Source organism: Limnohabitans sp. Rim8, from assembly GCF_945901735.1.
Taxonomy (GTDB): domain Bacteria; phylum Pseudomonadota; class Gammaproteobacteria; order Burkholderiales; family Burkholderiaceae_C; genus Limnohabitans_A.
This window is the reverse complement of the sequence record NZ_CAMDLM010000027.1, coordinates 1-26,887: the sequence shown is the minus strand read 5'-3', so window position 1 is coordinate 26,887 and position 26,887 is coordinate 1. Positions and strand designations below refer to the sequence as shown.

At 54.5% G+C, this 26,887-nt stretch carries 26 protein-coding genes; 21 read left to right on the top strand and 5 right to left on the bottom strand.

Annotated elements, in window-relative coordinates; translation table 11 throughout:
* Positions 1-3: 3 nt before the first annotated feature.
* The 11 genes from Q0O99_RS13155 to Q0O99_RS13105 all read left to right on the top strand — a co-directional run bounded on the left by Q0O99_RS13155 (position 4) and on the right by Q0O99_RS13105 (position 14,147).
* The gene (locus tag Q0O99_RS13155; protein ID WP_293752265.1) at positions 4-1,041 is read left to right on the top strand and encodes a microcin C ABC transporter permease YejB; all 1,038 of its coding nucleotides are present in this window, start codon (positions 4-6) and stop codon (positions 1,039-1,041) included.
* Positions 1,038-2,096, top strand: coding sequence for an ABC transporter permease (locus tag Q0O99_RS13150; protein ID WP_293752263.1), 1,059 nt, complete (start codon positions 1,038-1,040; stop codon positions 2,094-2,096). The genes Q0O99_RS13155 and Q0O99_RS13150 overlap by 4 nt, the downstream gene beginning before the upstream one ends.
* The gene (locus Q0O99_RS13145; protein WP_293752261.1) at positions 2,093-3,700 is read left to right on the top strand and encodes an ABC transporter ATP-binding protein; all 1,608 of its coding nucleotides are present in this window, start codon (positions 2,093-2,095) and stop codon (positions 3,698-3,700) included. The genes Q0O99_RS13150 and Q0O99_RS13145 overlap by 4 nt, the downstream gene beginning before the upstream one ends.
* Positions 3,701-3,855: 155 nt before the next feature.
* Positions 3,856-4,419 (top strand): ribosome maturation factor RimP, encoded by a 564-nt coding sequence (gene rimP, locus Q0O99_RS13140; protein ID WP_293752259.1) that lies wholly within the window; start codon positions 3,856-3,858, stop codon positions 4,417-4,419.
* A gap of 70 nt (positions 4,420-4,489) precedes the next feature.
* Positions 4,490-5,974 carry a transcription termination factor NusA gene (nusA, locus tag Q0O99_RS13135; RefSeq protein WP_293752257.1) on the top strand — a complete coding sequence of 495 codons (1,485 nt, stop codon included), beginning with the start codon at positions 4,490-4,492 and terminating at the stop codon, positions 5,972-5,974.
* A 26-nt stretch (positions 5,975-6,000) separates the two neighbouring features.
* Positions 6,001-8,985, top strand: coding sequence for a translation initiation factor IF-2 (infB, locus tag Q0O99_RS13130; protein WP_293752255.1), 2,985 nt, complete (start codon positions 6,001-6,003; stop codon positions 8,983-8,985).
* Positions 8,986-9,360 (top strand): 30S ribosome-binding factor RbfA, encoded by a 375-nt coding sequence (gene rbfA / locus Q0O99_RS13125; protein ID WP_293752253.1) that lies wholly within the window; start codon positions 8,986-8,988, stop codon positions 9,358-9,360.
* A 2-nt stretch (positions 9,361-9,362) separates the two neighbouring features.
* Positions 9,363-10,343, top strand: a complete 981-nt coding sequence (truB, locus tag Q0O99_RS13120) for a tRNA pseudouridine(55) synthase TruB (protein WP_293752251.1) — start codon at positions 9,363-9,365, stop codon at positions 10,341-10,343.
* Between the two features lie 13 nt (positions 10,344-10,356).
* The gene (gene typA, locus Q0O99_RS13115) at positions 10,357-12,174 is read left to right on the top strand and encodes a translational GTPase TypA (RefSeq protein ID WP_293752249.1); all 1,818 of its coding nucleotides are present in this window, start codon (positions 10,357-10,359) and stop codon (positions 12,172-12,174) included.
* Between the two features lie 13 nt (positions 12,175-12,187).
* The gene (locus Q0O99_RS13110) at positions 12,188-13,072 is read left to right on the top strand and encodes a DMT family transporter (protein WP_293752247.1); all 885 of its coding nucleotides are present in this window, start codon (positions 12,188-12,190) and stop codon (positions 13,070-13,072) included.
* Positions 13,065-14,147 carry an enoyl-CoA hydratase/isomerase family protein gene (locus tag Q0O99_RS13105; RefSeq protein WP_293752245.1) on the top strand — a complete coding sequence of 361 codons (1,083 nt, stop codon included), beginning with the start codon at positions 13,065-13,067 and terminating at the stop codon, positions 14,145-14,147. The genes Q0O99_RS13110 and Q0O99_RS13105 overlap by 8 nt, the downstream gene beginning before the upstream one ends.
* Before the next feature lie 97 nt (positions 14,148-14,244).
* On the opposite strand, the gene smpB is transcribed toward Q0O99_RS13105, so the two are convergent.
* Positions 14,245-14,739, bottom strand: a complete 495-nt coding sequence (gene smpB / locus Q0O99_RS13100) for an SsrA-binding protein SmpB (RefSeq protein WP_293752243.1) — start codon at positions 14,737-14,739, stop codon at positions 14,245-14,247.
* A gap of 93 nt (positions 14,740-14,832) precedes the next feature.
* Here smpB and Q0O99_RS13095 point away from each other — a divergent pair, with 93 nt between their 5' ends.
* The 8 genes from Q0O99_RS13095 (at position 14,833) to Q0O99_RS13060 (ending at position 23,492) form a co-directional block, all read left to right on the top strand.
* Positions 14,833-15,273 carry a type II toxin-antitoxin system RatA family toxin gene (locus Q0O99_RS13095; RefSeq protein WP_293752241.1) on the top strand — a complete coding sequence of 147 codons (441 nt, stop codon included), beginning with the start codon at positions 14,833-14,835 and terminating at the stop codon, positions 15,271-15,273.
* Positions 15,266-15,634, top strand: a complete 369-nt coding sequence (locus tag Q0O99_RS13090) for an RnfH family protein (RefSeq protein ID WP_293752239.1) — start codon at positions 15,266-15,268, stop codon at positions 15,632-15,634. Before Q0O99_RS13095 ends, Q0O99_RS13090 begins: the two co-directional genes overlap by 8 nt.
* Before the next feature lie 8 nt (positions 15,635-15,642).
* Positions 15,643-16,551, top strand: coding sequence for a class I SAM-dependent methyltransferase (locus Q0O99_RS13085; protein ID WP_293752237.1), 909 nt, complete (start codon positions 15,643-15,645; stop codon positions 16,549-16,551).
* An 83-nt stretch (positions 16,552-16,634) separates the two neighbouring features.
* Positions 16,635-18,242, top strand: coding sequence for a M20/M25/M40 family metallo-hydrolase (locus Q0O99_RS13080; RefSeq protein WP_293752235.1), 1,608 nt, complete (start codon positions 16,635-16,637; stop codon positions 18,240-18,242).
* A gap of 79 nt (positions 18,243-18,321) precedes the next feature.
* A complete protein-coding gene (gene guaB, locus Q0O99_RS13075) occupies positions 18,322-19,791 on the top strand; it encodes an IMP dehydrogenase (RefSeq protein ID WP_293752233.1) in 1,470 nt (489 codons plus the stop codon).
* A gap of 70 nt (positions 19,792-19,861) precedes the next feature.
* Positions 19,862-21,475, top strand: a complete 1,614-nt coding sequence (gene guaA, locus Q0O99_RS13070) for a glutamine-hydrolyzing GMP synthase (protein WP_293752231.1) — start codon at positions 19,862-19,864, stop codon at positions 21,473-21,475.
* Between the two features lie 160 nt (positions 21,476-21,635).
* The gene (locus tag Q0O99_RS13065; protein WP_293752229.1) at positions 21,636-22,922 is read left to right on the top strand and encodes a tyrosine-type recombinase/integrase; all 1,287 of its coding nucleotides are present in this window, start codon (positions 21,636-21,638) and stop codon (positions 22,920-22,922) included.
* 231 nt (positions 22,923-23,153) lie between these two features.
* Positions 23,154-23,492, top strand: coding sequence for a hypothetical protein (locus Q0O99_RS13060; protein ID WP_293752227.1), 339 nt, complete (start codon positions 23,154-23,156; stop codon positions 23,490-23,492).
* 1 nt (position 23,493) lies between these two features.
* Here Q0O99_RS13060 and Q0O99_RS13055 read toward each other — a convergent pair whose 3' ends face one another.
* Both Q0O99_RS13055 and Q0O99_RS13050 read right to left on the bottom strand, forming a co-directional pair.
* On the bottom strand, positions 23,494-24,015 hold the full coding sequence (locus tag Q0O99_RS13055) for a hypothetical protein (RefSeq protein ID WP_293752225.1): 522 nt from the start codon (positions 24,013-24,015) through the stop codon (positions 23,494-23,496).
* 73 nt (positions 24,016-24,088) lie between these two features.
* Positions 24,089-24,526, bottom strand: a complete 438-nt coding sequence (locus Q0O99_RS13050) for a DUF6641 family protein (protein ID WP_293752223.1) — start codon at positions 24,524-24,526, stop codon at positions 24,089-24,091.
* A 104-nt stretch (positions 24,527-24,630) separates the two neighbouring features.
* Between Q0O99_RS13050 and Q0O99_RS13045 the strand changes: the two genes are divergently transcribed.
* Positions 24,631-25,155 (top strand): hypothetical protein, encoded by a 525-nt coding sequence (locus tag Q0O99_RS13045; RefSeq protein WP_293752221.1) that lies wholly within the window; start codon positions 24,631-24,633, stop codon positions 25,153-25,155.
* Positions 25,156-25,555: 400 nt separating this feature from the next.
* Positions 25,556-26,224, top strand: coding sequence for a tyrosine-type recombinase/integrase (locus Q0O99_RS13040; RefSeq protein WP_367185249.1), 669 nt, complete (start codon positions 25,556-25,558; stop codon positions 26,222-26,224).
* Here the strand turns inward: Q0O99_RS13040 and Q0O99_RS13035 are convergent.
* Complete coding sequence (locus Q0O99_RS13035; RefSeq protein ID WP_293752219.1) at positions 26,208-26,675, bottom strand: hypothetical protein; 468 nt, start codon at positions 26,673-26,675, stop codon at positions 26,208-26,210. The two genes, Q0O99_RS13040 and Q0O99_RS13035, sit on opposite strands and share 17 nt — an antisense overlap.
* Before the next feature lie 17 nt (positions 26,676-26,692).
* Positions 26,693-26,887, bottom strand: a 195-nt coding sequence (locus Q0O99_RS13030; protein ID WP_293752217.1) for a hypothetical protein, incomplete at its 5' end; no start/stop codon positions are given.

Below are 26,887 nucleotides of genomic sequence, written 5' to 3'. Positions count from 1 at the left end.
CCCATGCTGGCCTACATTTTCAAACGCTTGCTGCTGATGGTCCCGACCTTGTTCGGGGTGTTGTTGATGACTTTTGTGGTGGTCCAGTTTGTGCCCGGCGGCCCGGTTGAGCAAATGGTGGCCCAGCTGCAAGGCCGTGACACGGGTGGGGAGGGCGCAGCAGCCCAAGGCAGCGGTTACCGGGGCAGGCAGGGCGTCGATGCCGCACGCATTGCAGAAATCAAAACGCTCTACGGTTTTGACAAGCCACCTGCCGAGCGGTTCTGGATGATGCTCAAGCAGTTTGCACAGTTCGATCTGGGCAAAAGCTTTTTCTACCCCAAAGACGTCTGGAGCCTGATCAAGGAAAAGCTGCCCGTGTCGATCAGCCTGGGTTTGTGGACGTTTTTTCTGAGTTATTTGGTGTCGGTGCCATTGGGCATCGCCAAGGCGGTGCGGGCGGGCACACGCTTTGACACACTCAGCAGTATGCTGGTGCTGGTGGGCTATGCCATCCCAGGTTTTGTGCTGGGTGTGGCCCTGTTGGTGATCTTTGGCGGTCAGTTGCAATGGTTTCCGCTGCGAGGCTTGACCTCGTCGAACTGGGAACAGCTGAGCTGGGGTGCCAAGGTGGTTGATTATTTGTGGCACATCGCCTTGCCGGTCACGGCCAGCGTGTTGGGGTCTTTTGCGGTCATCACCATGCTGACCAAGAACGCATTTCTGGAAGAAATCCGCAAACAGTATGTGCTGACCGCCCGCGCCAAGGGCCTCAGCGAAAACCGGGTGCTGTACCGCCATGTCATGCGCAACGCCTTGATTCCGCTGGTCACGGGGTTCCCGGCGGCTTTCATCGGCGCGTTTTTCACCGGGTCTTTGTTGATCGAAACCTTGTTCTCTCTCGATGGGCTGGGCCTGTTGAGTTACGAGGCGGTAATCCGGCGGGACTACCCGGTGGTGTTGGGCACCTTGTATTTGTTCACCCTGATCGGACTGGTGACCAAGCTGATCAGTGACCTGTGTTACCTGTGGGTGGACCCGCGTGTGAAGTTTGACAAATGACCTCAGCCACCACCACCACGGCCTTCCCGCATCAGACGTCGCCCTCGGCGCGGGCGTGGCAGCGTTTCAGGCGCAACCGCCTCGGCTTTGGCAGCCTGATCATTTTTATGACCCTGTTCATTCTGAGCTTGGGAGCCGAATTTTTATCCAACGACAAACCCTTGGTCGTGCGGTTTGAGGGTCAGTGGTATTTCCCGGTGGTCCAGACCTTGCCTGAACAAGTGTTTGGGGGTGATTTCGAGACGCCGGCGGATTATCTGGATCCCTTCATCCAGCAACAACTGCACAAGGGCAGCAACTGGGCCCTGCAAGCGCCCAACCCTTACCACCACAGCACGCTCGACTACTTTGCCCCCTTGCCCAACCCCGCGCCGCCAACAGCCCGCAACTGGCTGGGCACCGATGACCGGGGGCGTGATGTGCTGGCGCGTTTGCTGTACGGCTTTCGGGTCTCGGTACTCTTTGCTTTGGCACTGACGCTGTTCGGCGTGCTGCTGGGCGTGTTGACTGGCGCGGTGCAGGGGTTTTTTGTGGGCAAGACCGATTTGGTCTTTCAGCGCTTCATCGAAATCTGGAGCGCCATGCCTGAGCTCTATTTGCTGATCATTTTCTCGGCCGTGTTCGAGCCCAGTGTGGGTCTTTTGCTGGTGCTGCTCAGCCTGTTTGGCTGGATGGGTTTGTCCGATTACGTGCGGGCCGAGTTTTTGCGCAACCGGCAACTCGATTACGTCAAATCGGCCCGGGCGCTGGGGCTGGGGCATTGGCAAATCATGTGGCGGCATGTGCTGCCCAACAGCATGACCCCGGTGGTGACCTTCTTGCCGTTTCGCATGAGCGGAGCCATTTTGGCTTTGACCTCGCTCGATTTTCTGGGCCTGGGCGTGCCACCGGGCACGCCGTCTTTGGGTGAGTTGCTGGCCCAAGGCAAAAACAACATCGACGCCTGGTGGATATCGATGTCCACCTTTGTGGTGCTGGTGGTGACTTTGCTGCTCTTGACCTTCATGGGCGATGCCTTGCGCGATGCGCTCGATCCGCGAAAGGTAGACGCATGAGCACGCCCCAAGCTTTGCTGGAACTCAAAGACCTTCGCATTGCCTTTGGTGGCCAGAACGTGGTGCATGGCGTGAACCTGAGCATCCAGGCGGGTGAGCGCGTGGCCTTGGTGGGTGAGTCGGGCTCGGGCAAGTCGGTGACGGCGCTGTCTGTGCTGCGTTTGCTGGAATCGGCGCAGCTCTCTGGCCAGGTACTGTGGCATGGCCAGGACTTGCTGAAGCAAACGCCTGCTGAGATGCAACGCATCCGTGGCGATGAGATCGCCATGATTTTTCAGGAACCCATGACGGCACTCAACCCCTTGATGACGGTAGGCGCGCAGATCTCGGAAGTGCTGCAGATCAAAAAGCTCTTGTCCCGGCGCGACGCCGATGCGCGGTCCGTGCATTTGTTGTCCGAAACCGGGATCGATGACCCTGAGCGTCGGTTTGGGGCATACCCGCACCAGTTGTCGGGCGGCCAACGCCAACGCGCCATGATGGCCATGGCCCTCGCGTCCGAGCCCAGGCTGCTGCTGGCCGACGAACCTACCACCGCGCTGGACGCCAGTTTGCGATTGCAAATGCTGGAGCTGCTGGCCGATTTGCAGCAAAAAACCGGCATGGCCATTTTGTTGATCACGCACGATCTGACTTTGGTGCGCCACTTTGCCCACCGGGTGGCGGTGATGGAAAAAGGACTCTTGGTGGAGCAGGGGACTTTGCATGAGGTCTTTGAGCAGCCTCAGCACCCCTACACCCAAAGATTGCTCTCCAGCCGCCCCAGCCGTGGGGGCCTTGCGGACATGCCCTCCTTGGAGACGCCACTCATTTTGCAAGCACAGCAACTGCAGGTGCGCTATCCGAAGGCGGTGCCCGGCTTCAAAGCCTGGTTTCAAAAACACCACTTCACCGCACTGCACGGCGCGGATTTTTCGCTTTTGCCCGGCAGCACCTTGGGCGTGATGGGCGAGTCGGGTTCGGGCAAATCGAGCCTCGCGCAGGCGGTTTTGGGTTTGATCCCTTTTTCGGGCGAATTGTCGTTTGCAGGGCAAACTTGGCAGGACAGCCCCGCTCGGGACAAGGCCTTGCGCAGGCGGGTGCAGGTGGTTTTCCAGGACCCTTATGGTAGTTTGTCGCCCCGCATGACGGTGGGTGAAATTGTCGCCGAGGGCCTGCGCTTACACCACCCGCACTGGACATCAGAACAAACGGAGCAACGCGTTCGCGCAGCATTGGCCGAGGTGGGTTTGGAGGGCGAAGGATTTGCCGATGTGCTCAACCGCTACCCGCATGCTTTCTCGGGTGGTCAGCGCCAACGCATCGCCCTGGCCAGAGCCTTGGTTGTCGAGCCCGCGCTGTTGGTGCTGGACGAACCGACCAGCGCGCTCGACGTGACGGTTCAAAAACAGATCCTCGAATTGCTTAAAACGCTGCAAAAAAAACGAGGCATGGCTTACTTGTTAATTACCCACGATGTGGATGTGCTTCGGGCCATGGCCCACCAGGTCATGGTGCTCAAGTCAGGGCAAGTGGTCGAGCAGGGTTTGGCCGAGCAGGTGCTGAGCGATCCGCACCACCCCTACACCCGCAGCTTGTTGCAAGCGTTTCCTCAGACGGCGTGAACGGCAAGTCGATTTCGGACGCATCGTTTTCCTTGAAAATCACACACTTAGCGCGTTTTTTCGGCTAGAATATTGGCTTCACGACCAAACGGGCGGGTTTTCACCGCCCGTTTTTTTTGGTTGTTTCTTTTTAAACGTTGACATTCAGAAGCTCTGTGGCATTGAAGCAAATTGTTCAAGAAACCGTAACCGGCCTGGGCTACGACCTGGTTGAGATTGACCGCACAGCGGGTGGTTTGTTGCGCATCACCATCGACTGGCCCTGGCAGCCAGGTTCTGAGCTGTTCATCAACGTGGAAGATTGCGAAAAAGTCAACCGGCAACTTCAGTTTGCCCTGGAAGTCGACGGTGTGACCTACAACCGGCTGGAGGTGTCCTCTCCCGGCATTGACCGTCCATTGAGCCGTGAACAGGACTTTGTGCGGTTTTTAGGTGAATTGATTGACATCACGCTCAAAGCGCCGATGGGCGGGAGCGCTGCGGGCTTGGTTAACCCGACCCGCAAAAAATTTCGCGGCACGCTCGAGCGTGACGCCACCGGTCAAGGCTGGCAAATCGTCTGGAGCGATGCGCCTGCGGTCAAGCCCGGACAAAAGGTCAGTAAAAAGCGGATTCCTTTGCCTGTGCATGCACTGGGGTTCACGCTGGATGAATTGCGCGATGCGCGCCTCGCACCCGTGGTGGACTTCAAAGGGCGAAAGCCCAAGCAGGAAGCCTGACGGGCGCCCCATTTTTTGAGCAAACTTTCGGGCCCTGCACATGGGCCCTGTGGAACAGGAGAGTCAAGTCATGAATCGCGAAATGTTGATGTTGGTCGAAGCCATCTCTCGTGAAAAGAACGTTGAGCGCGACGTGGTATTTGGTGCCGTGGAGGCCGCTTTGGCGCAAGCCACCAAGAAGCTTTACCAAGGCGAAGTGGACATCCGTGTAGCGGTAGACCGCGACAACGGCAACTACGAGAGTTTTCGCCGCTGGCACGTGGTGCCCGATGAGGCCGGTTTGCAATTCCCCGAGCAAGAAATTCTGCTGTTTGAAGCCAAAGAGCAAATCTCGGACATCGAAGTCGACGAGTACATCGAAGAGTCGATTGAGTCGGTGCCGATCGGACGCATTGGCGCCATGGCCGCCAAGCAGGTCATTTTGCAAAAGATCCGCGATGCCGAGCGCGAAATGCTGCTCAACGACTTCATGTCGCGGGGCGAAAAAATCTTTGTCGGTACCGTCAAACGCATGGACAAGGGCGACATCATCTGCGAATCCGGCCGCATCGAGGGCCGCTTGAGGCGCAGCGAGATGATCCCTAAAGAAAACCTGCGCAGCGGTGACCGCGTTCGCGCCATGATCATGGAAGTTGACCTGACTTTGCGCGGTGCCCCGATTTTGTTGTCGCGTTCTGCCCCCGAGTTCATGATCGAGTTGTTCCGCCAGGAAGTCCCAGAAATCGAGCAAGGCCTGCTCGAGATCAAAACTTGCGCCCGTGACCCCGGCTCGCGCGCCAAGATTGCCGTGCTCTCGCATGACAAACGTGTTGACCCGATTGGCACCTGCGTGGGTGTGCGCGGCACGCGTGTCAACGCCGTCACCAATGAGTTGGCTGGCGAGCGTGTGGACATCGTGTTGTGGAGCGAAGATCCTGCCCAGTTCGTGATCGGTGCTTTGGCGCCGGCCAATGTGCAATCCATCGTAGTGGATGAAGAAAAGCACGCCATGGACGTGGTGGTGGACGAAGAAAACCTGGCGATTGCCATTGGCCGTGGCGGACAAAACGTGCGTTTGGCTTCTGACCTGACCGGTTGGAAGATCAACATCATGGACGCAGCCGAGTCGGCCCAAAAGCAAGCCGAAGAAACCACCGGCATCCGCCAGTTGTTCATGGAAAAGCTCGATGTGGACCAGGAGATCGCCGACATCCTGATCGGCGAAGGTTTCACCAGCCTCGAAGAAGTGGCTTATGTGCCCATCCAGGAAATGCTGGAAATCGAAAGCTTCGACGAAGACACCATCAACGAGCTGCGCACCCGTGCCAAAGACGCTTTGCTGACCCTTGAAATTGCGCGTGAGGAGAGCGTTGAAGACGTTTCTCAAGACCTGCGCGACCTGCCAGGCTTGACCCCTGAGCTGATTTCCAAGCTGGTTGAGGCGGGTGTCCAAACCCGTGACGACCTGGCTGATCTGGCCACTGACGAGTTGACCGACATCACCGGTCAAAACGTTGAAGAGGCCACCGCCCTGATCATGAAAGCCCGCGAACATTGGTTCGCAGGCCAGGCCTGAAGTCTGATGGAGGCTTGAACAAAATTATGTCCAGTACCACTGTTGCCGAGTTCGCCAATGAACTCAAAAAATCTGCCGATGTCTTGCTCGATCAATTGCGATCTGCCGGGGTGACCAAAGCCTCTGAAGGCGATGCTTTGACCGATGCCGACAAGCAAAAATTGCTCAGCTACCTGCAAGCGAGCCACGGAACCGTGTCCGTCGACCGCAAGAAGATCACGCTGGTTAAAAAATCCACCAGTGAGATCAAGCAAGCCGATGCCTCGGGCAAGGCCCGTACCATCCAAGTCGAAGTGCGTAAAAAACGCACTCTGATCAAACGCGATGACGAGCCTGTGGCCTCCGCAGAAGAGATCGTGGAGCCCCAACTGGACCATGCCGATTTGGCCCGCCTTGAAGAACAAGCGCGGCGTCAGGCCGAGCTGATCCTTCAACAGGAAGAGGAGTTGGCGGAAAAGCGCCGTCAGCGCGAGGCACAGGAAGCTGCGCAGCGCGCCGAGTTGGCGGCTCAGGAAGAACAAGCTCTGGCCCAGTCTCAATCTGCTGCCGTGGCCCCTGCTGAAGAGCCTGCTGCGGTCAAGCCACTTCTGAGTCGCGAAGCGCGCGAGCAATTGGCGCGGGCCGAAGCGGCCAGCATCAATGCGGCTTCTCAGGCCAAGCCTGCTGCGCCCGCAGCATCTGAGCCCGTCCAATCTGCTGCCGATGTCAAGGCTGCTGCAGCCGAACAAGCCGCTCAACTGGCGACCGCCAAAGCCGACGCCGCGAAGGCAGCGCGTGAAGCTATGGCACAAAAAGCCGCTGCAGAGTCCAAGGCCAAGGCCGATGAAGACACTGCGCGTGCAATGGATCTGGATTCACGCCGACGCAAGGCCCTGGCCGAAGCCGAAGCCATTCGGACCATGATGAATGCCCCCAAGAAAGTGCTGGTCGCCAAAAAAGAAGAGCCCAAGGTCGAGCCTAAAGCGGCGGTCAAGGGGACTTTGCACAAGCCAGCAGGAACTCCTGCGCCTGGTGCGCGCGCAGCGGCTGCGCAAACTGCGGCGCCTGCAGTTCCTGTCGCCAACAAGGAAGTCAAGTCGGCGAAGCTGTCTTCCAGCTGGGCGGGCGATCCGGCCAAGAAGAAAGCCATTCCCACGCGTGGCGACACCAGTGGCGGTGTGGGCCGCAATAACTGGCGTACCGGCCCACGAGGCCGGCGTGGCAACGAACGCGACCGTGATGACGGTCACAGCCAACAGGCAACAGCCGAGGTGCGCGTGCTGGAAGTGCACGTCCCGGAGACCATCACCGTGTCAGAGTTGGCCCACAAGATGGCCATCAAGGCCTCTGAGGTCATTAAGCACTTGATGAAACTGGGCCAGATGGCCACCATGAACCAGCCGTTGGACCAAGACACCGCCATGATTGTGGTGGAAGAAATGGGACACAAAGCTGTCGTCGCTGCGCTGGACGATCCAGAAGCCTTTACCGACGATGAAGTGTTGGATCAGCAATCCGAATTGTTGTCGCGCGCCCCTGTGGTGACGGTGATGGGCCACGTTGACCACGGCAAAACGTCGTTGCTTGACTTCATCCGCCGCGCCAAGGTGGCTTCGGGTGAAGCCGGCGGCATCACTCAGCACATTGGCGCTTACCACGTCGAAACGCCTCGCGGCATGATCTCTTTTCTGGACACGCCCGGTCACGAGGCCTTCACGGCCATGCGAGCCCGTGGTGCGCAAGCCACCGACATCGTCATTTTGGTGGTGGCGGGTGACGACGGTGTGATGCCCCAGACCAAAGAGGCGATCAAGCATGCCAAGGCAGCAGGTGTGCCCATCGTGGTGGCCATCAACAAGATGGACAAGCCCGACTCGAACATCGAACGTGTGCGTGCAGAACTGATTTCAGAGGAAGTCGTTCCCGAAGAGTTCGGTGGCGAATCGCCGTTCGTCTCCGTCTCGGCCAAGACCGGCATGGGCATCGACGCTCTGTTGGAACAAGTCCTGCTTCAAGCTGAAATTTTGGAGCTCAAGGCCCCTGTGAAAGCCGCTGCCAAGGGCTTGGTGATCGAAGCTCGCCTGGACAAGGGACGAGGTCCTGTGGCGACCATCTTGGTGCAATCTGGCACTTTGAATACGGGCGACGTGGTGTTGGCGGGTCAGACCTTTGGCCGCGTGCGCGCCATGCTTGACGAAAATGGTGTAGCCATCAAGTCCGCAGGTCCATCGATTCCGGTCGAGATTCAAGGCTTGACCGAAGTCCCGCAAGCCGGTGACGAGTTCATGGTCATGGGCGACGAGCGACGTGCCCGTGAAATTGCCACTTACCGCGCTGGTAAATTCCGCAATACCAAGCTGGCCAAAATGCAAGCCGCCAAGCTCGAAAACATGTTCACCGACATGTCGGCTGGCGAAATCAAAATGCTGCCCATCATCATCAAGGCCGACGTGCAGGGCTCGCAAGAAGCCTTGGGCGCGTCCTTGCTCAAATTGTCCAACGAAGAAGTCAAAGTCCAGCTGGTTTACGCCGGCGTGGGCGGTATCAGCGAGTCGGACATCAACCTGGCGATCGCCTCCAAGGCCATCGTGATCGGTTTCAACGTGCGTGCCGATGCTGGCGCGCGCAAGTTGGCCGAAGGCAACGGCGTTGACCTGCATTACTACAACATCATTTATGACGCTGTGGATGAGCTCAAAGCCGCGATGTCGGGCATGTTGGCACCCGAGCAGCGCGAAGAGATCATGGGCATGGCCGAAATTAGGACCGTGTTCGTGGCTTCCAAGATCGGTACGGTTGCAGGTTGTATGGTCACTTCGGGCCAAGTCACCCGCAGTGCCAAGTTCCGTTTGCTGCGCGACAACGTGGTCATCTACACGGGTGAACTCGATTCGCTCAAGCGCCTCAAGGACGACGTGCGCGAAGTCAAAGAAGGCTTCGAGTGCGGTATCAAGCTCAAGAACTACAACGACATCAAAGAAGGCGATTACCTTGAATTCTTCGACGTCAAGGAAATTGCGAGAACGCTGTAAATGGTGCGCAGAAAGCCATCGTCCGTTCCCAATCGCGGTTTCCGCGTGGCTGACCAGATCCAGCGGGATCTGGCCGAGTTGATTGCACGCGAGCTGAAAGATCCGCGTGTGGGCATGGTCACGATCAATGCGATTGAGGTCACGCCCGATTACGCGCATGCCAAAGTCTTTTTCAGTGTTTTGACCGGTAACCCCGAAGAAGCCAGCGAAGGATTGAATGCTGCAGCAGGTTTTTTGCGCAACGGCTTGTTCAAGCGGCTGCACATCCATACCGTGCCGACATTGCACTTTTTGTTTGACCGCACCACCGAACGTGCCTCCGACATGAATGCCTTGATCGCCAAGGCCGTGTCATCACGCGCCCAAGAGGACTGAGCATGAACGCGCCACGCACCAGGGTGCAGCGGCGCCCTGTGCACGGGGTGTTGCTGCTCGACAAACCGCTGGGTCTTTCCAGCAACCAGGCTTTACAAAAAGCCAAATGGTTGTTGCGGGCTGAAAAAGCGGGACATACCGGCACCCTGGACCCCTTGGCGACAGGTGTCTTGCCCTTGTGCTTTGGCGCCGCGACCAAGTTCAGTCAACAGCATTTGGACGCGGACAAGACCTACGAGACCACCGTGCGCTTGGGGCTGAAGACGAGCACGGCGGATGCCGAAGGCGATGTGATCGCGGTGCGAGAAGTGTCATGTACGGCTGGTATGGTGGTCGAAGTTTTGGACCGGTTCATCGGCCCGATCAGCCAAGTGCCCCCCATGCACAGTGCCTTGAAAAAGGACGGCAAGGCCTTGTACGAATATGCCCGACAGGGCGAAACCGTTGAACGCGAAGCGCGCAATGTGGTGATTTATGACCTGGATCTGCTGGACATGCAGCTGCAAGGCGATGCGCCTTTTTTGCGGTTGCGTGTGCGTTGCAGCAAAGGCACCTACATCCGGACGCTGGGCGAAGACATCGCCGAGGCGCTGGGTTGTGGTGGGCACTTGAGCGCATTGCGCCGGGTGATCACGGGACCTTTTGACGCGTCACAGTGCGTGACGCTGCAAGATCTGGAAGCGATGGATGAAGCCAAGCGCCTGGGCGCTTTGCTGCCCGTGGCTGTTTTGTTGCCGGGTTACACCGAGGTGAGCCTGGACAGCGACAGCACAGGCCGTTTTTTGAGTGGGGTGCGCAGACACGGCCCTTGGGTTGATTGTGATCAAGTCGCGGTGTATGGAGAACATCCTCGTGCCTTGCTGGGAACAGCAATGGTAAGTGGCGGCGAATTGGTTCCGGGTCGATTGTTGAGCCCGATGGAAATTCAACAGATTTTAGAAAGTTCACCTGCATTTGAGCCGTTGCTGGCCGAGCAGGTTTAAAGGAAGAGAAAGCATGACCAAGCAAATTCGCAATATCGCCATCATCGCCCACGTTGACCACGGTAAAACCACCATGGTGGACCAACTGCTGCGTCAGTCTGGCACCTTCGCTGACCACGAAAAAATCGTCGACACCGTGATGGACAACAACGCCATCGAACGTGAGCGCGGCATCACGATTTTGGCCAAAAACTGCGCCGTGAGTTGGGAAGGCACGCACATCAACATCGTGGACACCCCCGGACACGCGGACTTCGGCGGCGAAGTCGAACGCGCCTTGTCCATGGTCGACGGCGTGGTGCTGTTGATTGACGCGCAAGAGGGCCCCATGCCACAAACCCGTTTTGTGACCAAGAAAGCTTTGGCTTTGGGCCTGAAACCCATTGTCGTGGTGAACAAAGTCGACAAGCCCGGCGCCAACCCTGACAAAGTGGTGAACGCCGCCTTTGACTTGTTCGACAAGCTCGGTGCCAACGACGAACAGCTTGACTTTCCGGTGGTCTATGCCTCCGGCATCAACGGTTGGACATCGATGGTGGAGGGCGCACCCGGTGAGCAGTGGGGACCAGACATGTCGGCCTTGTTCAACACCGTCCTCAACCACGTCAAACCCAATAAGGGCGATCCGGCAGCCCCTCTGCAATTGCAAATTTCCGCGCTCGACTTTTCGTCCTTCGTGGGCCGTATCGGTGTGGGTCGCATCAGCCAAGGCACCATCAAGCCCAACATGGACGTGGTGGTCATGGAGGGCGAAGGCGGCTCGACCATCAAAGGCCGTGTCAACCAGGTGCTGACCTTCAATGGCCTGGACCGCGTGCAAGTGACCGCAGCCGGTCCTGGCGACATCGTGCTGATCAATGGCATTGCCGACCTGAACATCGGCGTCACAGTGACCGACCCGATCAATCCCGCACCCTTGCCCATGCTGAAAGTGGACGAGCCCACGTTGACCATGAACTTCTGCGTGAACACCTCGCCATTGGCCGGCCGTGAAGGCAAGTACGTGACCAGCCGCCAGATCTGGGATCGCCTGCAAAAGGAGCTGCAACACAACGTGGCCCTGCGCGTTAGAGAAACCGACGAAGAAGGCATCTTTGAAGTCATGGGACGCGGTGAATTGCACCTGACCATCTTGCTGGAAAACATGCGCCGTGAAGGCTACGAATTGGCCGTGTCCAAGCCCCGCGTTTTATTCCGCGATGTCAATGGCGAACGCCATGAGCCCATCGAACTGGTCACCGCCGACATCGAAGAAACCCACCAAGGTGGCGTGATGCAAGCCTTGGGTGAGCGCAAAGGCGAGCTGGTGAACATGGACCCCGATGGCCGCGGCCGTGTCCGTTTGGAATACCGCATTCCAGCGCGTGGTCTGATCGGTTTCACCAACGAATTTCTGAACCTGACACGTGGTTCTGGCCTGATCTCCAACATCTTTGACAGTTACGAAGCCCACAAGGGCGACATTGGTGGACGCAAGAACGGTGTGCTGATTTCCATGGACGACGGTGAAATTTTCACCTACGCCCTGGGCAAGCTGGACGACCGTGGCCGCATGTTCGTCAAGGCAAACGATCCGGTGTACGAAGGCATGATCGTGGGCATCCACAGCCGCGACAACGATCTGGTGGTCAACGCCACCCGCACCAAGCAGCTGACCAACTTCCGCGTGTCCGGCAAAGAAGACGCGATCAAGATCACGCCCCCGATTGACCTGACCCTGGAATACGGTGTCGAGTTCATCGAGGACGACGAATTGGTCGAAATCACGCCCAAGAGCGTGCGTCTGCGCAAGCGTTTCTTGAAAGAAAGCGACCGCAAGCGCAACAAGTGATCGGACCCAGGCCATGCGCATGACACACGGTTTGGCGGTTTGGACCATGGTGGGCTGCACCGCCCTGTGGTCTATTGCTGGGGTGGTAACGCGACACTTGGAGGAAGCCCGCAGCTTTGAAGTCACCTTCTGGCGCAGCTTTTTCACCGTCGTGTCTCTCTTGGTCATTCTGCCTTTGTGGCAGGGCAGGGGGGTGTGGTCTCGCATGCCGTGGCGCAACCGGTACTTCTGGCTGTCTGGCGTCTGCTGGAGCGTCATGTTCACCGCCTTCATGGTGGCGCTGACGCTGACCGCGGTGGCCAATGTGTTGATCACCATGGCCGTGGGGCCCTTGTTCACCGCCTTGTTCACCCGCGTGTTTTTGCGGCACCAATTGCCTTTGCGCACTTGGGTCGCCATTGTGGTGGCCGGGGTCGGGATTGGTTGGATGTATGGCACCCAGTTGAGCTTGGGCGACCCAAATTTTCTGGTGGGCTCCCTGGTGGCCTTGTGTGTGCCCATTGCGGGCGCTGTTCAGTGGACCTTGGCGCAAAAAAGCCAAAGCGATGGCCACAGTCTGGACTTGGTGCCCTCGGTTATGTTGGGGGCTGTTTTCTCTACGTTGCTCACCTTGCCCTTGGCCATGCCTTTTCAGGCATCGGCCCACGACGTGGGCTTGCTCGCTATTTTGGGTTTGTTCCAATTGGCCATTCCCTGTGTGTTGTCGGTGATTTGCGTGCGGGTGCTCAAAGCCCCTGAGGCGTCATTGTTGTGTCTGCTGGAAATCGTGTTTGGCATCGCCTTGGCTTGGTGGGGTGCCAACGAAGCCCCGCAAATGAGCGTATTGTTAGGCGGTTCCCTGGTCCTGGGGGCTTTGCTCATGAACCAATGGTTAGGCTGGAGAGGCAACAATGACTGAAGTCATCGCACAGATCGAAGGCCGCATCGGCTGCATCACCCTCAACCGCCCCAAGGCTCTAAACGCCCTGTCGCTGGGCATGGTGCGTGCTTTGTCTCGCGCCTTGCTCGATTGGCAAGTCAACCCCCAAGTGCTGGCGGTGGTGGTGCGTGGCACGGGCAAAGAAGGGCCATTTGGCGCCTTCTGTGCTGGGGGTGATATCCGTTTTTTTCACCAAGCGGCCACAGCGGACGACGCGTCATTGGGGGATTTTTTCACCGAAGAGTACCGCCTGAACCACCTGATCCACACTTACCCCAAACCTTACATCGCCTTCATGGACGGCATCGTCATGGGTGGCGGCATGGGCATCAGCCAAGGCGCGAGCGTGCGTGTGGTGACCGAGCGCACCAAGATGGCCATGCCAGAAACCCACATTGGATTGTTTCCGGATGTGGGTGGGGGCTATTTTCTGAGCCGCTGCCCAGGTCGTCTGGGCGAATACCTTGGCTTAACAGGTCAGATGCTCAACGGCCCCCAAGCGGTCGCGGCCAAACTGGCCGACATCTCGCTGGCCAGCGGGATGCTGGAGCCCATCTGGCAGACCTTGATCAGCAGCCCCTTTGAGAACGCCGAATCGGTGGAGCGATGGGTTCTGGCCCAGGCGGGTGCGATGACGCCCGAAAAGCTGACACCACAATCCCAAATCGATGAGGTTTTTGGTCTCCCCACCTTGTCTGACATGTTGCTCAAGCTGGAAGCGGCTACCGATGAGTGGAGTCAGAAAACCGCACATGTTTTGCGCCACCGTTCACCCTTGATGCTGCATGTGGTGCTGGAACAAATACGTCGCGCCCGTCAACTGAGCCTGGCTGATGATCTGCGCATGGAACGCGACATGGTGCACCACTGCTTTCACCTGCGCTCTGTGGCCGACAGCGAATCCGTAGAAGGCATTCGCGCCTTGGCTGTGGACAAAGACCACACGCCGAACTGGAAGCCTGCACGGGTGGAAGACGTGGATTTATCGGAAGCTGCACGGTTCTTTGCGAGCCCCTGGCCTTCAGACCATCACCCGCTGCGCGATCTGGCCTGATCTTATAGGTCGGTGGCTTTAGCCCCGACTGTTGTAAGCGGCCCCCGTGTCGGGGCTAAAGCCACCGACCTACAAACTGCCCTCTGGAATCAGTGACTCAGCGGTCGCGATGACGACTCTTCATGGCCCGATCGACTTCGCGCTTGCCTTCGCGGTCCTTGATGGTGTCGCGTTTGTCGTGCTCGGCCTTGCCCTTGGCCAGCGCAATGTCGCATTTGACCTTGCCTGATTTCCAGTGCAGGTTGATCGGCACCAGGGTGTAGCCCTTTTGTTCAATCTTGCCGATCAACCGCTTGATCTCCTCTTTGTTCAGCAGCAGTTTGCGCGTGCGCGCCGCTTCAGGATTGATGTGGGTCGAAGCCGTTTTGAGCGGGTTGATGAGGCAGCCGATGATGAACAATTCGCCGTTGCGAATGACCACATAACCATCGGTGAGCTGCACCTTGCCTTCGCGAATGGCCTTGACCTCCCAGCCTTCCAGCACCATGCCTGCTTCGTAGCGCTCTTCAATAAAATAGTCAAACGACGCTTTTTTGTTCTCGGCTATCTTGGCAAAGGTGGGTACGGCGGTTTTTTTTGGGGTGGTGGCCATGGGGGACAGATAGAGACGGTCTGGCCGTTATCAAGGAAATTCAAGCGGCTGAAAAGCAATGTGCCATGATGGAAAACTACAATCGCCCATTGTATGAAGAATATCCACAAGTCCGTTCTCATCTGGTACTCGCCAGAGGAAATGTTTCGCTTGGTCACCGACGTGGACCATTACCCTGAGTTTTTGCCCTGGTGCGACAAAGCCCGCGTGCTCGAAAAAGACGCCCATGGCATGGTGGCCGAAGTGGGCATCAGCCTGGGCGGCATCCAGCAAACCTTCACCACCCGCAATGACCACGAGGAAGGCCGCTCGGTCGGCATGACTTTGGTTCAAGGTCCGTTTTCCAAGCTCAGCGGCATGTGGCGCTTCACCCCTGTTGGCGATGGCTCGCAACGCGCATGCAAGGTCGAGTTGGATTTGCAGTACGGCTTTTCCAGCAAAACATTGGCCGCCTTGGTGGGGCCGGTGTTTGACAAGATCGCCGCCAGCTTGGTCGATGCCTTTGTCAAACGCGCCGAAGCGGTGTATGGCTGAGCCAATGTTTGAAGTCACGCTGTGCTGGAGCCTGGGGCCTCGGCATGTCCAAGAGCAAAGTCTGCAAGTGGCTGAGGGCAGTACCGTTCAAGCGGTGCTGGATCAGGGACTGGCCCAGTGGCTGCAAAGTCAGGGCGCTGACGCAGATGCGTCCTTGTCATCACTCAAATTTCAACAGCCTGGCATTTGGGGCCACAAGGTGGCGTGGACGCATGGCGTTCAAGCGGGTGACCGCATCGAGCTTTACCGCTCGCTCAAAGTCGACCCCAAAGTCGCCCGCCGCCAGCGCTTCAAGCGCCAAGGCAAAGGCCGCACGGGCCTTTTTGCCAAGCGCAAAAGCGGCTCAGCAGCTGGGTACTGAAAGTCGCCATGCTAGCCCTTTTGAACGTGATCTCTCAGATCACTCTGAGCGAAGACGTCCAGCGTGTTTTTCATGGACGAGGCGGCCTGTACCCCGGCTGTGAACAATGGTCGCTGGACTGGTTCGCACCCGTCTGGGTCTTGACCAGCTTCAAACCGGTGAACGATGCAGAACTGGCCCAATTCCAAATTGCTCTCGAAGCCCGCTGGAAAGCCTTGGCTCCGGGCATGCCGCTCAATTGGGTGTTCCAGAACCGGGTTTCGGGTGAAGCCGAAACGCGCCTGATGGCGGGCAGCGTGCCCGAGCGGCATGTGGTGACCGAGCAGGGCGCTCGTTACATCGTGCATCTGATGCGCGGTCAAAACCACGGCTTGTTTCTCGACATGGCTGTCGGGCGCGAGTGGCTGAAAAATCATGCTCTGCACGAAAATATTCTCAACCTGTTTGCCTACACCTGCGCGTTCTCGGTGGTGGCCTTGCAAGGCGGGGCCGCGCAAGTCGTGAACCTGGACATGAGCCAAGCCGCCCTGGCCGTGGGGCAGCAAAACCACCGCCTGAACGACTTGCCTGCTAAAGCGCGCTTTCTTGGCCATGACATTTTCAAGACTTGGGGCAAGATCAGCAAGATGGGTCCTTATGGCGTGATCGTGATCGATCCGCCCAGTTACCAAAAAGGCAGCTTCATCGCCACCAAGGACTACATCAAACTGATCCGCCGCTTGCCGGATTTGCTGGAGCCGCAAGGCCATGTGCTGCTGTGCCTGAACGCGCCTGAGCTGGACACGCAGTTTGTGCACACCCAAGTGGCCGAGGCTGCGCCCAACCTGAAGTTTGTCGAGCGTTTGGCCAACCCCGCGGCATTTGCCGATATCGATCCGGAAAAGTCGCTCAAGGTGCTGCATTATCAAAAAGCTTGAATAATTTTTCTATTCACACGTCTTCAAAGTTCGTACAAAATCTCAGAACAGTTCACCACGGTCACGTTTTTTTCGGGACTCCCATGACCTCACTCTCATCTGTTTTGCGCTCCCTTTTACCTTGGTCGTGCTGCCTGTTTATAGGTTTGAGCTTTCCTGTTTGGAGCCAAAATCAGGTGCCCAAAGACACGGAGCTCCAGAGACTGGCAGAACTTGAATCGCCACACGTCCTGGCCAGTCTGAAAGAGCTGACGAGCCACGACTCTGGGACAGGACAAGCACAAGGCATGCTCAAAGTGGTGGAATGGATTGAGCAATTCGGACAGCAATTAGGGGCTCAAACAGAACGAATCACACCTTTCGCCAACGTGGTCGGGCCTAACGTGGCCTTGGTTTTCAAAGGTCAAGGCAAGCGAAATTTCCTGTTGATCGCGCACATGGACACAGTTTATCCACCCGGCACGGCTTCGGCCAAGCCGTTCCGTATTGAAGGTTCACGTGCCATTGCCCCAGGCATAGCGGACGACAAGGGGGGAATTGCCGTTTTTCTGCATGCGATGAAACTTCTCAAACAGCGTGATTTCAAGGATTTCGGACAAATCACGTTGCTGTTTACCAGCGACGAGGAGCGTGGATCATTGGGCTCGCGCGATCTGATCCGTCGACGCGCGCAAGAGCATGATGTCGTGCTCAGTGGCGAGCCCACTGGTGTGGAAGAAATGATTGTTTTGGGCACTTCTGGCGTGGCCGGGCTCTCGGTACGGATGGCATCCTCTGGATTGGGTGTGAGTCAGGACTCTCGCCCCATCGAAGAACTGGCCGACATGATGCTTCGCACCCGCGAGGTGTCCGCGCAGGTTCCAGAGACGCGGATGAATTGGACACTTACCAAAGCCGAAGATGCGCGGCGCCTTGACCGCATGCCCTCGCCCCATATGACGGCGACTTTTCGTGTTCAGGGTAAAGCTTCTCATGCGGGCGTCAATCCACATTTGGGTATCAATGCATTGACTGAAGCAGCTGACCTCATTCAACGTGTGGGGGCAAAGATTTCCCAAATGCCTGGTTTGGCATGGCATTGGCGTTCTTGGCAGGGTGGCATTGTGACCAACATCATTCCGAATGAGTCAAATTTGGTTTTGGAGTTGTCTATTGGCTCTCAGGCTGATCGGGCAGAGATTCTAAAAACCATTGCCAGTGCGGCTGAAAAAACTTGGCTTGCCGGTGCAAAAGTTCAAGTGGACTTCAAAGAAGGGCCTTTTCAAAGTTCGGACAGCCCGCCCACTGTTTTTGCTTCTGCGGACATGCGGGTGCCTGACGCACAGGCTTATGAGAGGCTGGCGTTACGTGTACGTGATCTGTTGAATGCCAAAAAATTCACAACAGCCCATGTCAACATTCAGTCTGGGCTTGGTTTTCCCGCTTACAACGCATCCGCCGAGGGTCGACAACTGGCTGAGTTGGCACGGACGATCTATGCTGATCTGGGTGGGCGCTTGAGTTTGTTGCCTCGGACATACGGCGGTACCGATGCGGCATGGGCATCTCTGTCCGGCAAGCCGGTCATTGAATCTTTGGGTCTGCCCGGAGGCAATTACCACTCATCCGATGAGGAATTTGTGTTGATTGACCGAATTCCTAAGAGACTGGCGTTGGTTGCGGAACTGATTCGAACCATTTCACGCCGTTGACCCTGTCATCAGCACGCAATCGAGCGCATGAAATCCCTTGATCTGCACGGGTACAATCCATTTTTTGGAGCCCTCGCTTATGCGCTTACTCGGTAAAGCCCTGACTTTTGACGACGTTCTCCTCGTCCCTGCTTACTCGCAAGTCCTGCCCAAGGACACCTCTCTCGCGACGCAATTCACCCGCAACATCCGCCTAAACCTTCCCCTGGTGTCCGCTGCCATGGACACCGTGACCGAATCGCGCCTGGCCATTGCCATCGCCCAAGAAGGCGGCATCGGCATCGTGCACAAAAACCTCACCGCGCAAGAGCAAGCCGCGCAAGTGGCCAAGGTCAAGCGCTATGAATCGGGCGTGTTGCGCGACCCGGTGGTCATCACCCCTGACACCACCGTTCGCCAGGTCATGGCCCTGTCTGACGAGCTGGGCGTGTCGGGCTTTCCGGTTTGCGACGGCCGCCAAGTGGTCGGTATCGTCACGGGCCGTGATCTGCGCTTTGAAACCCGCTACGACCAAAAAGTCAGTGAGATCATGACGCCGCGTGAGCGCCTGATCACCGTGCCCGAAGGCACCACACCCGAGCAAGCCAAGCACCTGCTCAACAAACACAAATTGGAGCGCCTGCTGGTCATCAACGACGACTTTGAACTCAAGGGCCTGATCACTGTCAAAGACATCACCAAACAGCTGAACTTTCCCAATGCCGCACGCGACGGCGCTGGCAAGTTGCGCGTGGGCGCGGCCGTGGGCGTGGGCGAGGGCACCGAGGAGCGCGTGGAAGCGTTGGCCCGTGCCGGTGTGGACGCGATCGTGGTCGACACTGCCCACGGCCACAGCAAAGGTGTGATCGATCGCGTGCGCTGGGTCAAACAAAACTACCCGCACATCGAAGTGATTGGCGGGAACATTGCCACCGGCGCTGCCGCTTTGGCCTTGGTCGAAGCCGGTGCCGATGCAGTCAAGGTGGGCATTGGCCCCGGATCAATTTGCACCACCCGCATCGTGGCGGGTGTTGGCGTGCCGCAAATCATGGCGGTGGACAGCGTGGCCACAGCCCTAAAAGGCACAGGCGTTCCCCTGATCGCTGACGGCGGAATCCGTTACAGCGGCGACATCGCCAAGGCCATTGCCGCAGGTGCAGGCACGGTGATGATGGGCGGCATGTTCGCGGGCACCGAAGAAGCGCCCGGCGAAATTGTGTTGTTCCAAGGCCGCAGCTACAAGAGCTACCGCGGCATGGGCTCGATTGGCGCCATGCAGCAAGGCAGCGCTGACCGCTACTTTCAAGAGTCCAGCACCGGCAACCCCAACGCTGACAAACTGGTGCCCGAAGGCATCGAAGGCCGCGTGCCCTACAAAGGCTCGGTCGTGTCCATCATTTACCAAATGGCCGGCGGCCTGCGCGCCAGCATGGGTTACTGCGGCTGCGCCACCATTGAGGCCATGCACAACGACTCGCAGTTTGTGGAGATCACCGCTGCGGGCATCCGCGAAAGCCATGTGCACGACGTGCAGATCACCAAAGAAGCGCCGAATTACCGGTCCGAATAAAATCTGTAATTGACCATCAAGGCGTCTGCACCCCAGACGCCTTTTCACTTTTCAAAGAACGACGCTTGCCATGCAGCACTCCAAGATCCTGATCCTCGACTTCGGCTCGCAAGTCACCCAGCTCATCGCCCGCCGTGTGCGCGAAGCGCATGTTTTTTGCGAAGTGCATCCTTGTGATGTGAGCAGCGACTGGGTGCGTGAATACGCCAAAGACGGCAACCTGAAGGGTGTGATTCTGTCGGGCAGCCACGCCAGCGTTTACGAGGTGGACGACAAAGCGCCCGATGCGGTGTTTGAGCTGGGCGTGCCGGTCTTGGGCATTTGCTACGGCATGCAGACCATGGCTCAGCAACTCGGCGGCAAGGTAGAAGCGGGCACCACACGCGAGTTTGGCTACGCCGAAGTCCGCGCCCACGGCCACACCGAACTGCTGAAGGGCATTGAAGACTTCGCCACGCCCGAGGGCCACGGCATGCTCAAGGTCTGGATGAGCCACGGCGACAAGGTCACGGCCATGCCTGCCGGCTTCCAGCTCATGGCCTCGACCTCGGCTTGCCCGATAGCGGGCATGGCCGACGAGGCCCGCCGCTTTTACGCGGTGCAGTTCCACCCCGAAGTCACGCACACCGTGCAGGGCCAGGCGCTGCTGAACCGCTTTGTGCTCGACATTTGCCAGGCCCGCCCCGACTGGATCATGGGCGACTACATCGAAGAAGCCGTGGCCAAAATCCGCGAGCAAGTGGGTAACGAAGAAGTCATTCTTGGCTTGTCGGGTGGCGTCGATTCATCGGTGGCTGCAGCCTTGATCCACCGTGCCATCGGCGACAAGTTGACCTGTGTGTTTGTGGACCACGGCCTGCTGCGCCTGAACGAGGGCGACATGGTCATGGAGATGTTCGTTGGCAAGCTGCACGCGAAAGTCATCCGTGTCGATGCCAGCGATTTGTTCCTGGGCAAGCTGGCGGGCGTGAGCGAACCAGAAGCCAAGCGCAAGATCATCGGCGGCCTGTTCGTCGATGTGTTCAAGCAACAAGCGGCCAAGCTCAAGGCGGGCGACGGTGGCCACAAAGGTGCAAGCTTCCTGGCCCAAGGCACCATCTACCCCGACGTGATTGAAAGCGGCGGCGCCAAGAGCAAAAAAGCCGTCACCATCAAGAGCCACCACAACGTGGGCGGCTTACCCGAGCAGTTGGGCCTGAAACTGCTGGAGCCACTGCGCGAGCTGTTCAAAGACGAAGTGCGCGAACTCGGCGTGGCCCTGGGCTTGCCGCGCGAAATGGTCTACCGCCACCCCTTCCCAGGCCCAGGCCTTGGCGTGCGCATCTTGGGCGAAGTCAAAAAGGAATACGCTGACCTGCTGCGCCGGGCCGATGCTATCTTCATCGAAGAGCTGCGCAACTTCACCGATGAAACCGGCAAGACCTGGTACGACCTGACCAGCCAAGCCTTTGCCGTGTTCCTGCCCGTGAAAAGCGTGGGCGTGATGGGCGACGGCCGCACGTATGACTATGTGGTGGCCCTGCGCGCGGTGCAAACCAGCGACTTCATGACCGCCGACTGGGCCGAGCTGCCCTATTCGCTGCTCAAGAAAGTGTCGGGCCGCATCATCAACGAGGTGCGCGGCATCAACCGGGTGACTTACGACGTGAGTTCAAAACCACCGGCGACGATTGAGTGGGAGTGACTTTTGTTAGCTAAGTTGTTGATTTATATAGGTTTTCAACTTACACACTTGTTTCACAAACTCAAAAAGTCTGTTGATTTTATTGAGAAAAGACTTTACAGTTACACGTTAAGTAGCACAGCGTTGCTACTACTCAAAAACGTAGTTACTCTAAAGTCCAATGGCACTCAAAAAAGCTGAATTTAATGACGACGAAGTTCCCATATTTGAGGAAGCGTTAGTCTACAAACGTGGCGAATATTGGCAAATGCGTATGTGGCTTGCTAAGGAACACAAGTACGCACGATTTAGCTTAAAGACACGCAACAGAAGCACAGCTATAGATAAAGCCAAGCTCCACTATCACGAGCTTATGGCGGGACAGCTACAAGGAAAAACGTACTTTTCAATCACAACACGTATGGGTGTTGAGATGTATTTAGAACATCGTAAAAAAGATGTTACTAACGGATATATCGTCAGCGGTAGATACAACACAATCGCAACACATCTTAACCATTGGTTAAAGTTTATTGGTAAAGACGTAAAGCTTAAGGAGCTTGAACGTACTGATTGTGAAAATTACTATGCCAGCCGTACTAAGACTAAGAAAAAAGAAACGATAAAAATAAGTCAAACAACTGTAGAAAATGAGCAAAGTTCAGTCAACGCAATGATGGCTTGGCTTTACAAAAAGAAAGAAACTTACATTGACGGCTTTGACTTTAAGAAGCTTAAAGCTGTGGACAAAGGTGCTGAAGAAAACAGACGTAATACTTTCACGGATGACGAAGTGGCACGTTGGACTGTTGAGTTAAGTAAGTACATTAAGGAAGCTGAAAAGGATTTGACTGAGCCAAATAACTTAGTCAAAGCTGTGTGCGGTTATTACTTGGGGTTCAGTTTAATAACAGGCTTAAGACGTGGCGAACAGCTACAGCTTAAGTGGAGTGACGTTGAGGATATGGAGCACGAGGTAGCAAGGAAAAACCCATTTGACTTGCTTAAGATTACTGTACGTGGTGAGACAAGCAAAGTTAGGAAGACACGTCAGTTTGTTGTTAAGGATTCTGTGTACTTGAAAGGCTTAATTGAACTTACAAGACAAAGGCACACAGGCAAGATATTAGAGCCTGACTTAATGGCTTTGGTACAAGACGAACTAATGTTTAGCACTAATGGCGAGACTGCTGTTACGGCAAGAGCTATTGGAGTTCACTTTGATAATTTGATTGTTTTAGCAAAGATTCCAAACAAAGATAAGCGTGGATTAGTTCCGTATAGTCTGCGTCACTACTTCATTACGCAACGTGTCAACAGTAATCTTCCGCCAGCTATTGTTGCGGAGATGTGTGGCACAAGCATTACACAGATTGAGAAGACGTATTACCATACAACGGAAGAGAAGATGGTGAGTAACGCACTTGCTGGCTACTACGTTAAGGATGGAATGCTGATTCCTAAGTAAGGGTAGGGTGGGGGTATAGGTAAAAAATCACCACCCCAAAAGTGTAAGTACTTGACTACAATTTTTCGTAGCCCATTTTTTTAAGAGCTACAGAACCAATTTTAGGTTAGATTAAATCACCAGTGGTTAGGTTCTCAGTACCCCAAAGAAATTGCGTAACTATTTTTTAAGGGTAACTTATGGAATTTCTTAAGCGAAACAAGGGTTTTTACTGATTACGAATCAGTGCCAATGCCCCAAAATAGTGCGGTTCTAATTGTTGAAAACCACAACACAATGAGTCGTGTTACCAAAATCAGCACAATCTTAACAGCCTCTAACACTGAAAGGGTAGAGGCGTTATGCGTTTGGATAGCGGAAAATTGTGACAGTAGTATTGGATGGGAACAGCTTTCTAAGCAAAGTGGCTTGTCCCATAAAGAGTTGATTTCACTCTTTCAAATCCATAAGCATCAAACGCCAATGGCATACATTAAGAACGTAAGAGAACAAAAGAAGAAAGATTTGCCACGCTACCCACAAGCAAACTTGTTCAACAGTATCAACAAGACTGGTAACGAAGAAGGTTGAGTTAAGCTGTTTTTTTAAGGGTGGCAATACCATTTTTGCTATGCCTGTCATCCCCATCATCTTCTTTTTCTGTAGCACCTATATTCTTGCCAAAATACCCCATTTTTAAGCCATTAGACGGTTTTATTGGGGTAGTGGCTATAGGATTAGGGTGTGGAGTAGAAGCAAGCTTAGGGTTGATTGCTGTGTTTGTAGGCTGTTGTTTAAGCTGAGGGTTGGTAGGGGGTAGAGGCTTTACAGCGTTTAAGGCGTTAGGGTTGGGCTTGTTAAGTGGAGAGGGTGGCTGTTTAGCTAAGGGGGCTTGTGGCTTTTTGATAGGGGGTGGTGGAGGGGTGGGTATACGTATGCTTGTACCCTTACTTGATTTCTTACCACGTGGTTTAAGCTTAACCTGTGCCTTACGCTCAGCTTCCGCACGTTTCTCTTGTTCTGCTTGCTGTGCTATTGCTGTCCAAGTATTGTCAATTACTGTGCGTAGTAGCTCCAACTGTCCTTGTGCGTCTGTTATCTCACTAATCCTCATAACTGTCTCCTATTCTTATATTTAGCGAGAATAGAAGACAAGGACTGACACTTGTGTGCCAGTCCTTAATCAATCATTTGGCAAAGCCAGCTCGTAGCTTATCGCTTGCGTTGTTGATTGCTTCGTCCAATTCGCCTCCGATTACAACTTGCTGAAGTAAGGCTAAGGTTTCAATTAGTTCGTCTTGTGTGCCAAGTTCAATAGCATTCTTACCTTTAGCAAGTTCCAAAGTCTTGCTACCGTAACGCACACTAAGGTTGATTTTGTTTGTAGGTGTTGTCCAAAACCATTCTTTAACACGTTTGGTAGTTTCAACTACAACACGTTCTCCAGCTTCATTAGTCACAGTCTTAAGACGCTTAGGAGCGTATAAAGTACCGTTCTTTTGGCAACGAGCAAGTTCAAGTTGTTCTTCAATTTTCGTAGCAAGTTTCTGCCTACGCAACATAATTGGGCTAAGGTTACGTTCACGCTTGCTTGCTACAAGCTTAAGTTTGGCGATAAAAGACATAAAAGCTCCTTTTGTTAAGTGAACTTTTAATGTAACTTCAGACTTTATTAAGGACAACCGAAGGGAAAATATTTTCTTTCCTTTGGTTTCGCATAAATAAAGGTATGAAACTACAAGATATTCGCATTCGTACAGCCTATAACCCACTTGCCTTGCCTACGCAGAAGGCGGCGACACGCACGTGGTTAAGCGGAATGAGTAAGGATTTCCCGTTAGCTTTGACGTTGACTTTGAAGCAAACTATTGTTGAGACTACAGACAGAGGTACATACAAGCGTAAGCTGACACGTATTGACTGTGAACGTATTGCCAAACGCTTTACGCAGAAACTTAACAGAGAAGTTTTTGGTAAACGTGGTGCTGACAAGTTTGGACTCTCGCTTAAGTATTTGCCAGTGGTTGAAGGTGAGCGTAGCAATAAGAATTTACATCTTCACTTTGCCATTGGCGGTTTGCCAAGTCACGTAAAGTTTAATCAGTTTGATAGGCTTGTTACGAACGCCAAGCTTAATGTTGAGCACATAGACGCTGAGCATAAGGTTGATGTTACGGACAGCGGATGGTTTGAGTACATCACAAAAGAGATAGGTACTAAAGACACGGACAACGTGCTTTGGACTTTAGCTTAATAGCATTACTGCCCACGTTTGGCTCTTGCTACTTCCAATAAAGCTTGTTAGCTTTAATTGGCGAAGCTTTGCCCAAACATTACAGCTTAATGTCAAACACTCAGAATGTCTACATCTAAGCAGGACTGACAGTGTAATACAAGCGAAGTTAAGAGTAGCAAGACAAAGAAAGTAGCTATGTAGACTGAATTAAACAAGCTACAAACGCACAAAAGAAGCTGAGCTAAGCTTGGGTAGCTGGTACAGCTTGCGACAGCGTACAGGGCTTATACGCAAGTCTGCTTAAAAAAGTCGCAATCACCCAAAAATTCCAATAAATACAAAACCAAAGCTAATTACTAAAAGCTTTGTTTTTAAGTCAAAGAACCTTTAAGTCTTTGAAATCATTGGAGAAAATACATTGACGCACTTAGGTAAAAAAACGGTAGGAATTGAGAAACAAAGAAAATACACTTTACGCACTGAAAAGCTTACATTAAGGAGAACGCTAATGTCTAAACAGGCTAAAGTGCTAACAGAACAAGAAATCCGAAGAGTACTGGACTACGTTGCTACACGTCCCCACGCTGAACGCAATAGGGCAATGTTTTTGACAATGCTGTACGCAATGCTACGTGTAAAAGAATGTGCGGCACTACGCTACGCAGACGTACTTGACGCAGAGGGAAAGGTTAAAACTGAGATTTACTTGACAGCAGAACAGACAAAAGGGCGTAAGGGCGGTACTGTTTTTGTCAGCGATAAGCTACGCAAAGAACTACAGGCTTACGTTCGAGCTGTGCCGTACAAAGAAATAACGGACAAGCTTTTCTATTCACAAAAGCGTCCACAAGAGGGTTGGAATAGCAATACCTTATGCCAGCACTTTCACCACTTATTCCGTAACTGTGCCATTTCAGGTGGTAGTAGTCACAGTCCAAGACGCACAGGAATTACCAATTTGGCTGACAAAGGAGTTAGCGTTAGGGTGCTACAGAGCATTGCTCGTCACGCTAACTTATCCACAACTCAATGCTATATAGACGTCAATGACGCTATGAAACGTAAAGCGATTAATCTTTTGAATTAAATCTTAGTTTGTAAAGTTGTTCAACGTCAACTTTATCTAAATCAATATAACCTGTGCCAAGTTCGTTTCTAGCTTGCCATTTTCCATTGCTAAGCAACTTTAATGAAAGTGGTAAGTAAGCATCTTTACTTCCATATTTGAAGATATCAAAGTCTTCAACATAGTCAAAGTTTTGCGTGTTGTTGTCTGGTTTAGGTGTTGAGTCGTAATACCGATTCGTCTTTTCATTACAAACCCAATAATGTGGAATGATAGGTGTGCCACGTTCACCGAAGTAGTCGCCTACCATCCAACCAGAAACAATCATTAAGTCTGCTTCATTTGTTTTAGCAAGCTTTTCAGCGTTTTGATAACAGTGGTTGGGTAAGGCTCCATCAAGCTTAACTTCTTCCACCATTACATACTCAGCATTAGGACGTTGCTTTAGAAAAAGTCGAGTAGCTTTTTTCATAAAACACTCGATAAAACTTATTTCACAGGTTTCTTAGGTGCGGCGGCTTTCTTTGCGTCAGTGGCTTTTTTGGCTAAGAACTCGTCAACTTGTTTCTGTGTCACACGTGACTTAAGCAATCCCTTAAAGTCAGTTGCCTTGAATTCATAGAATTTGATTTCTTCTTTGATACGCTTAAGAGCGTCAGCACGTTCGGATAGTTTGGCATCATC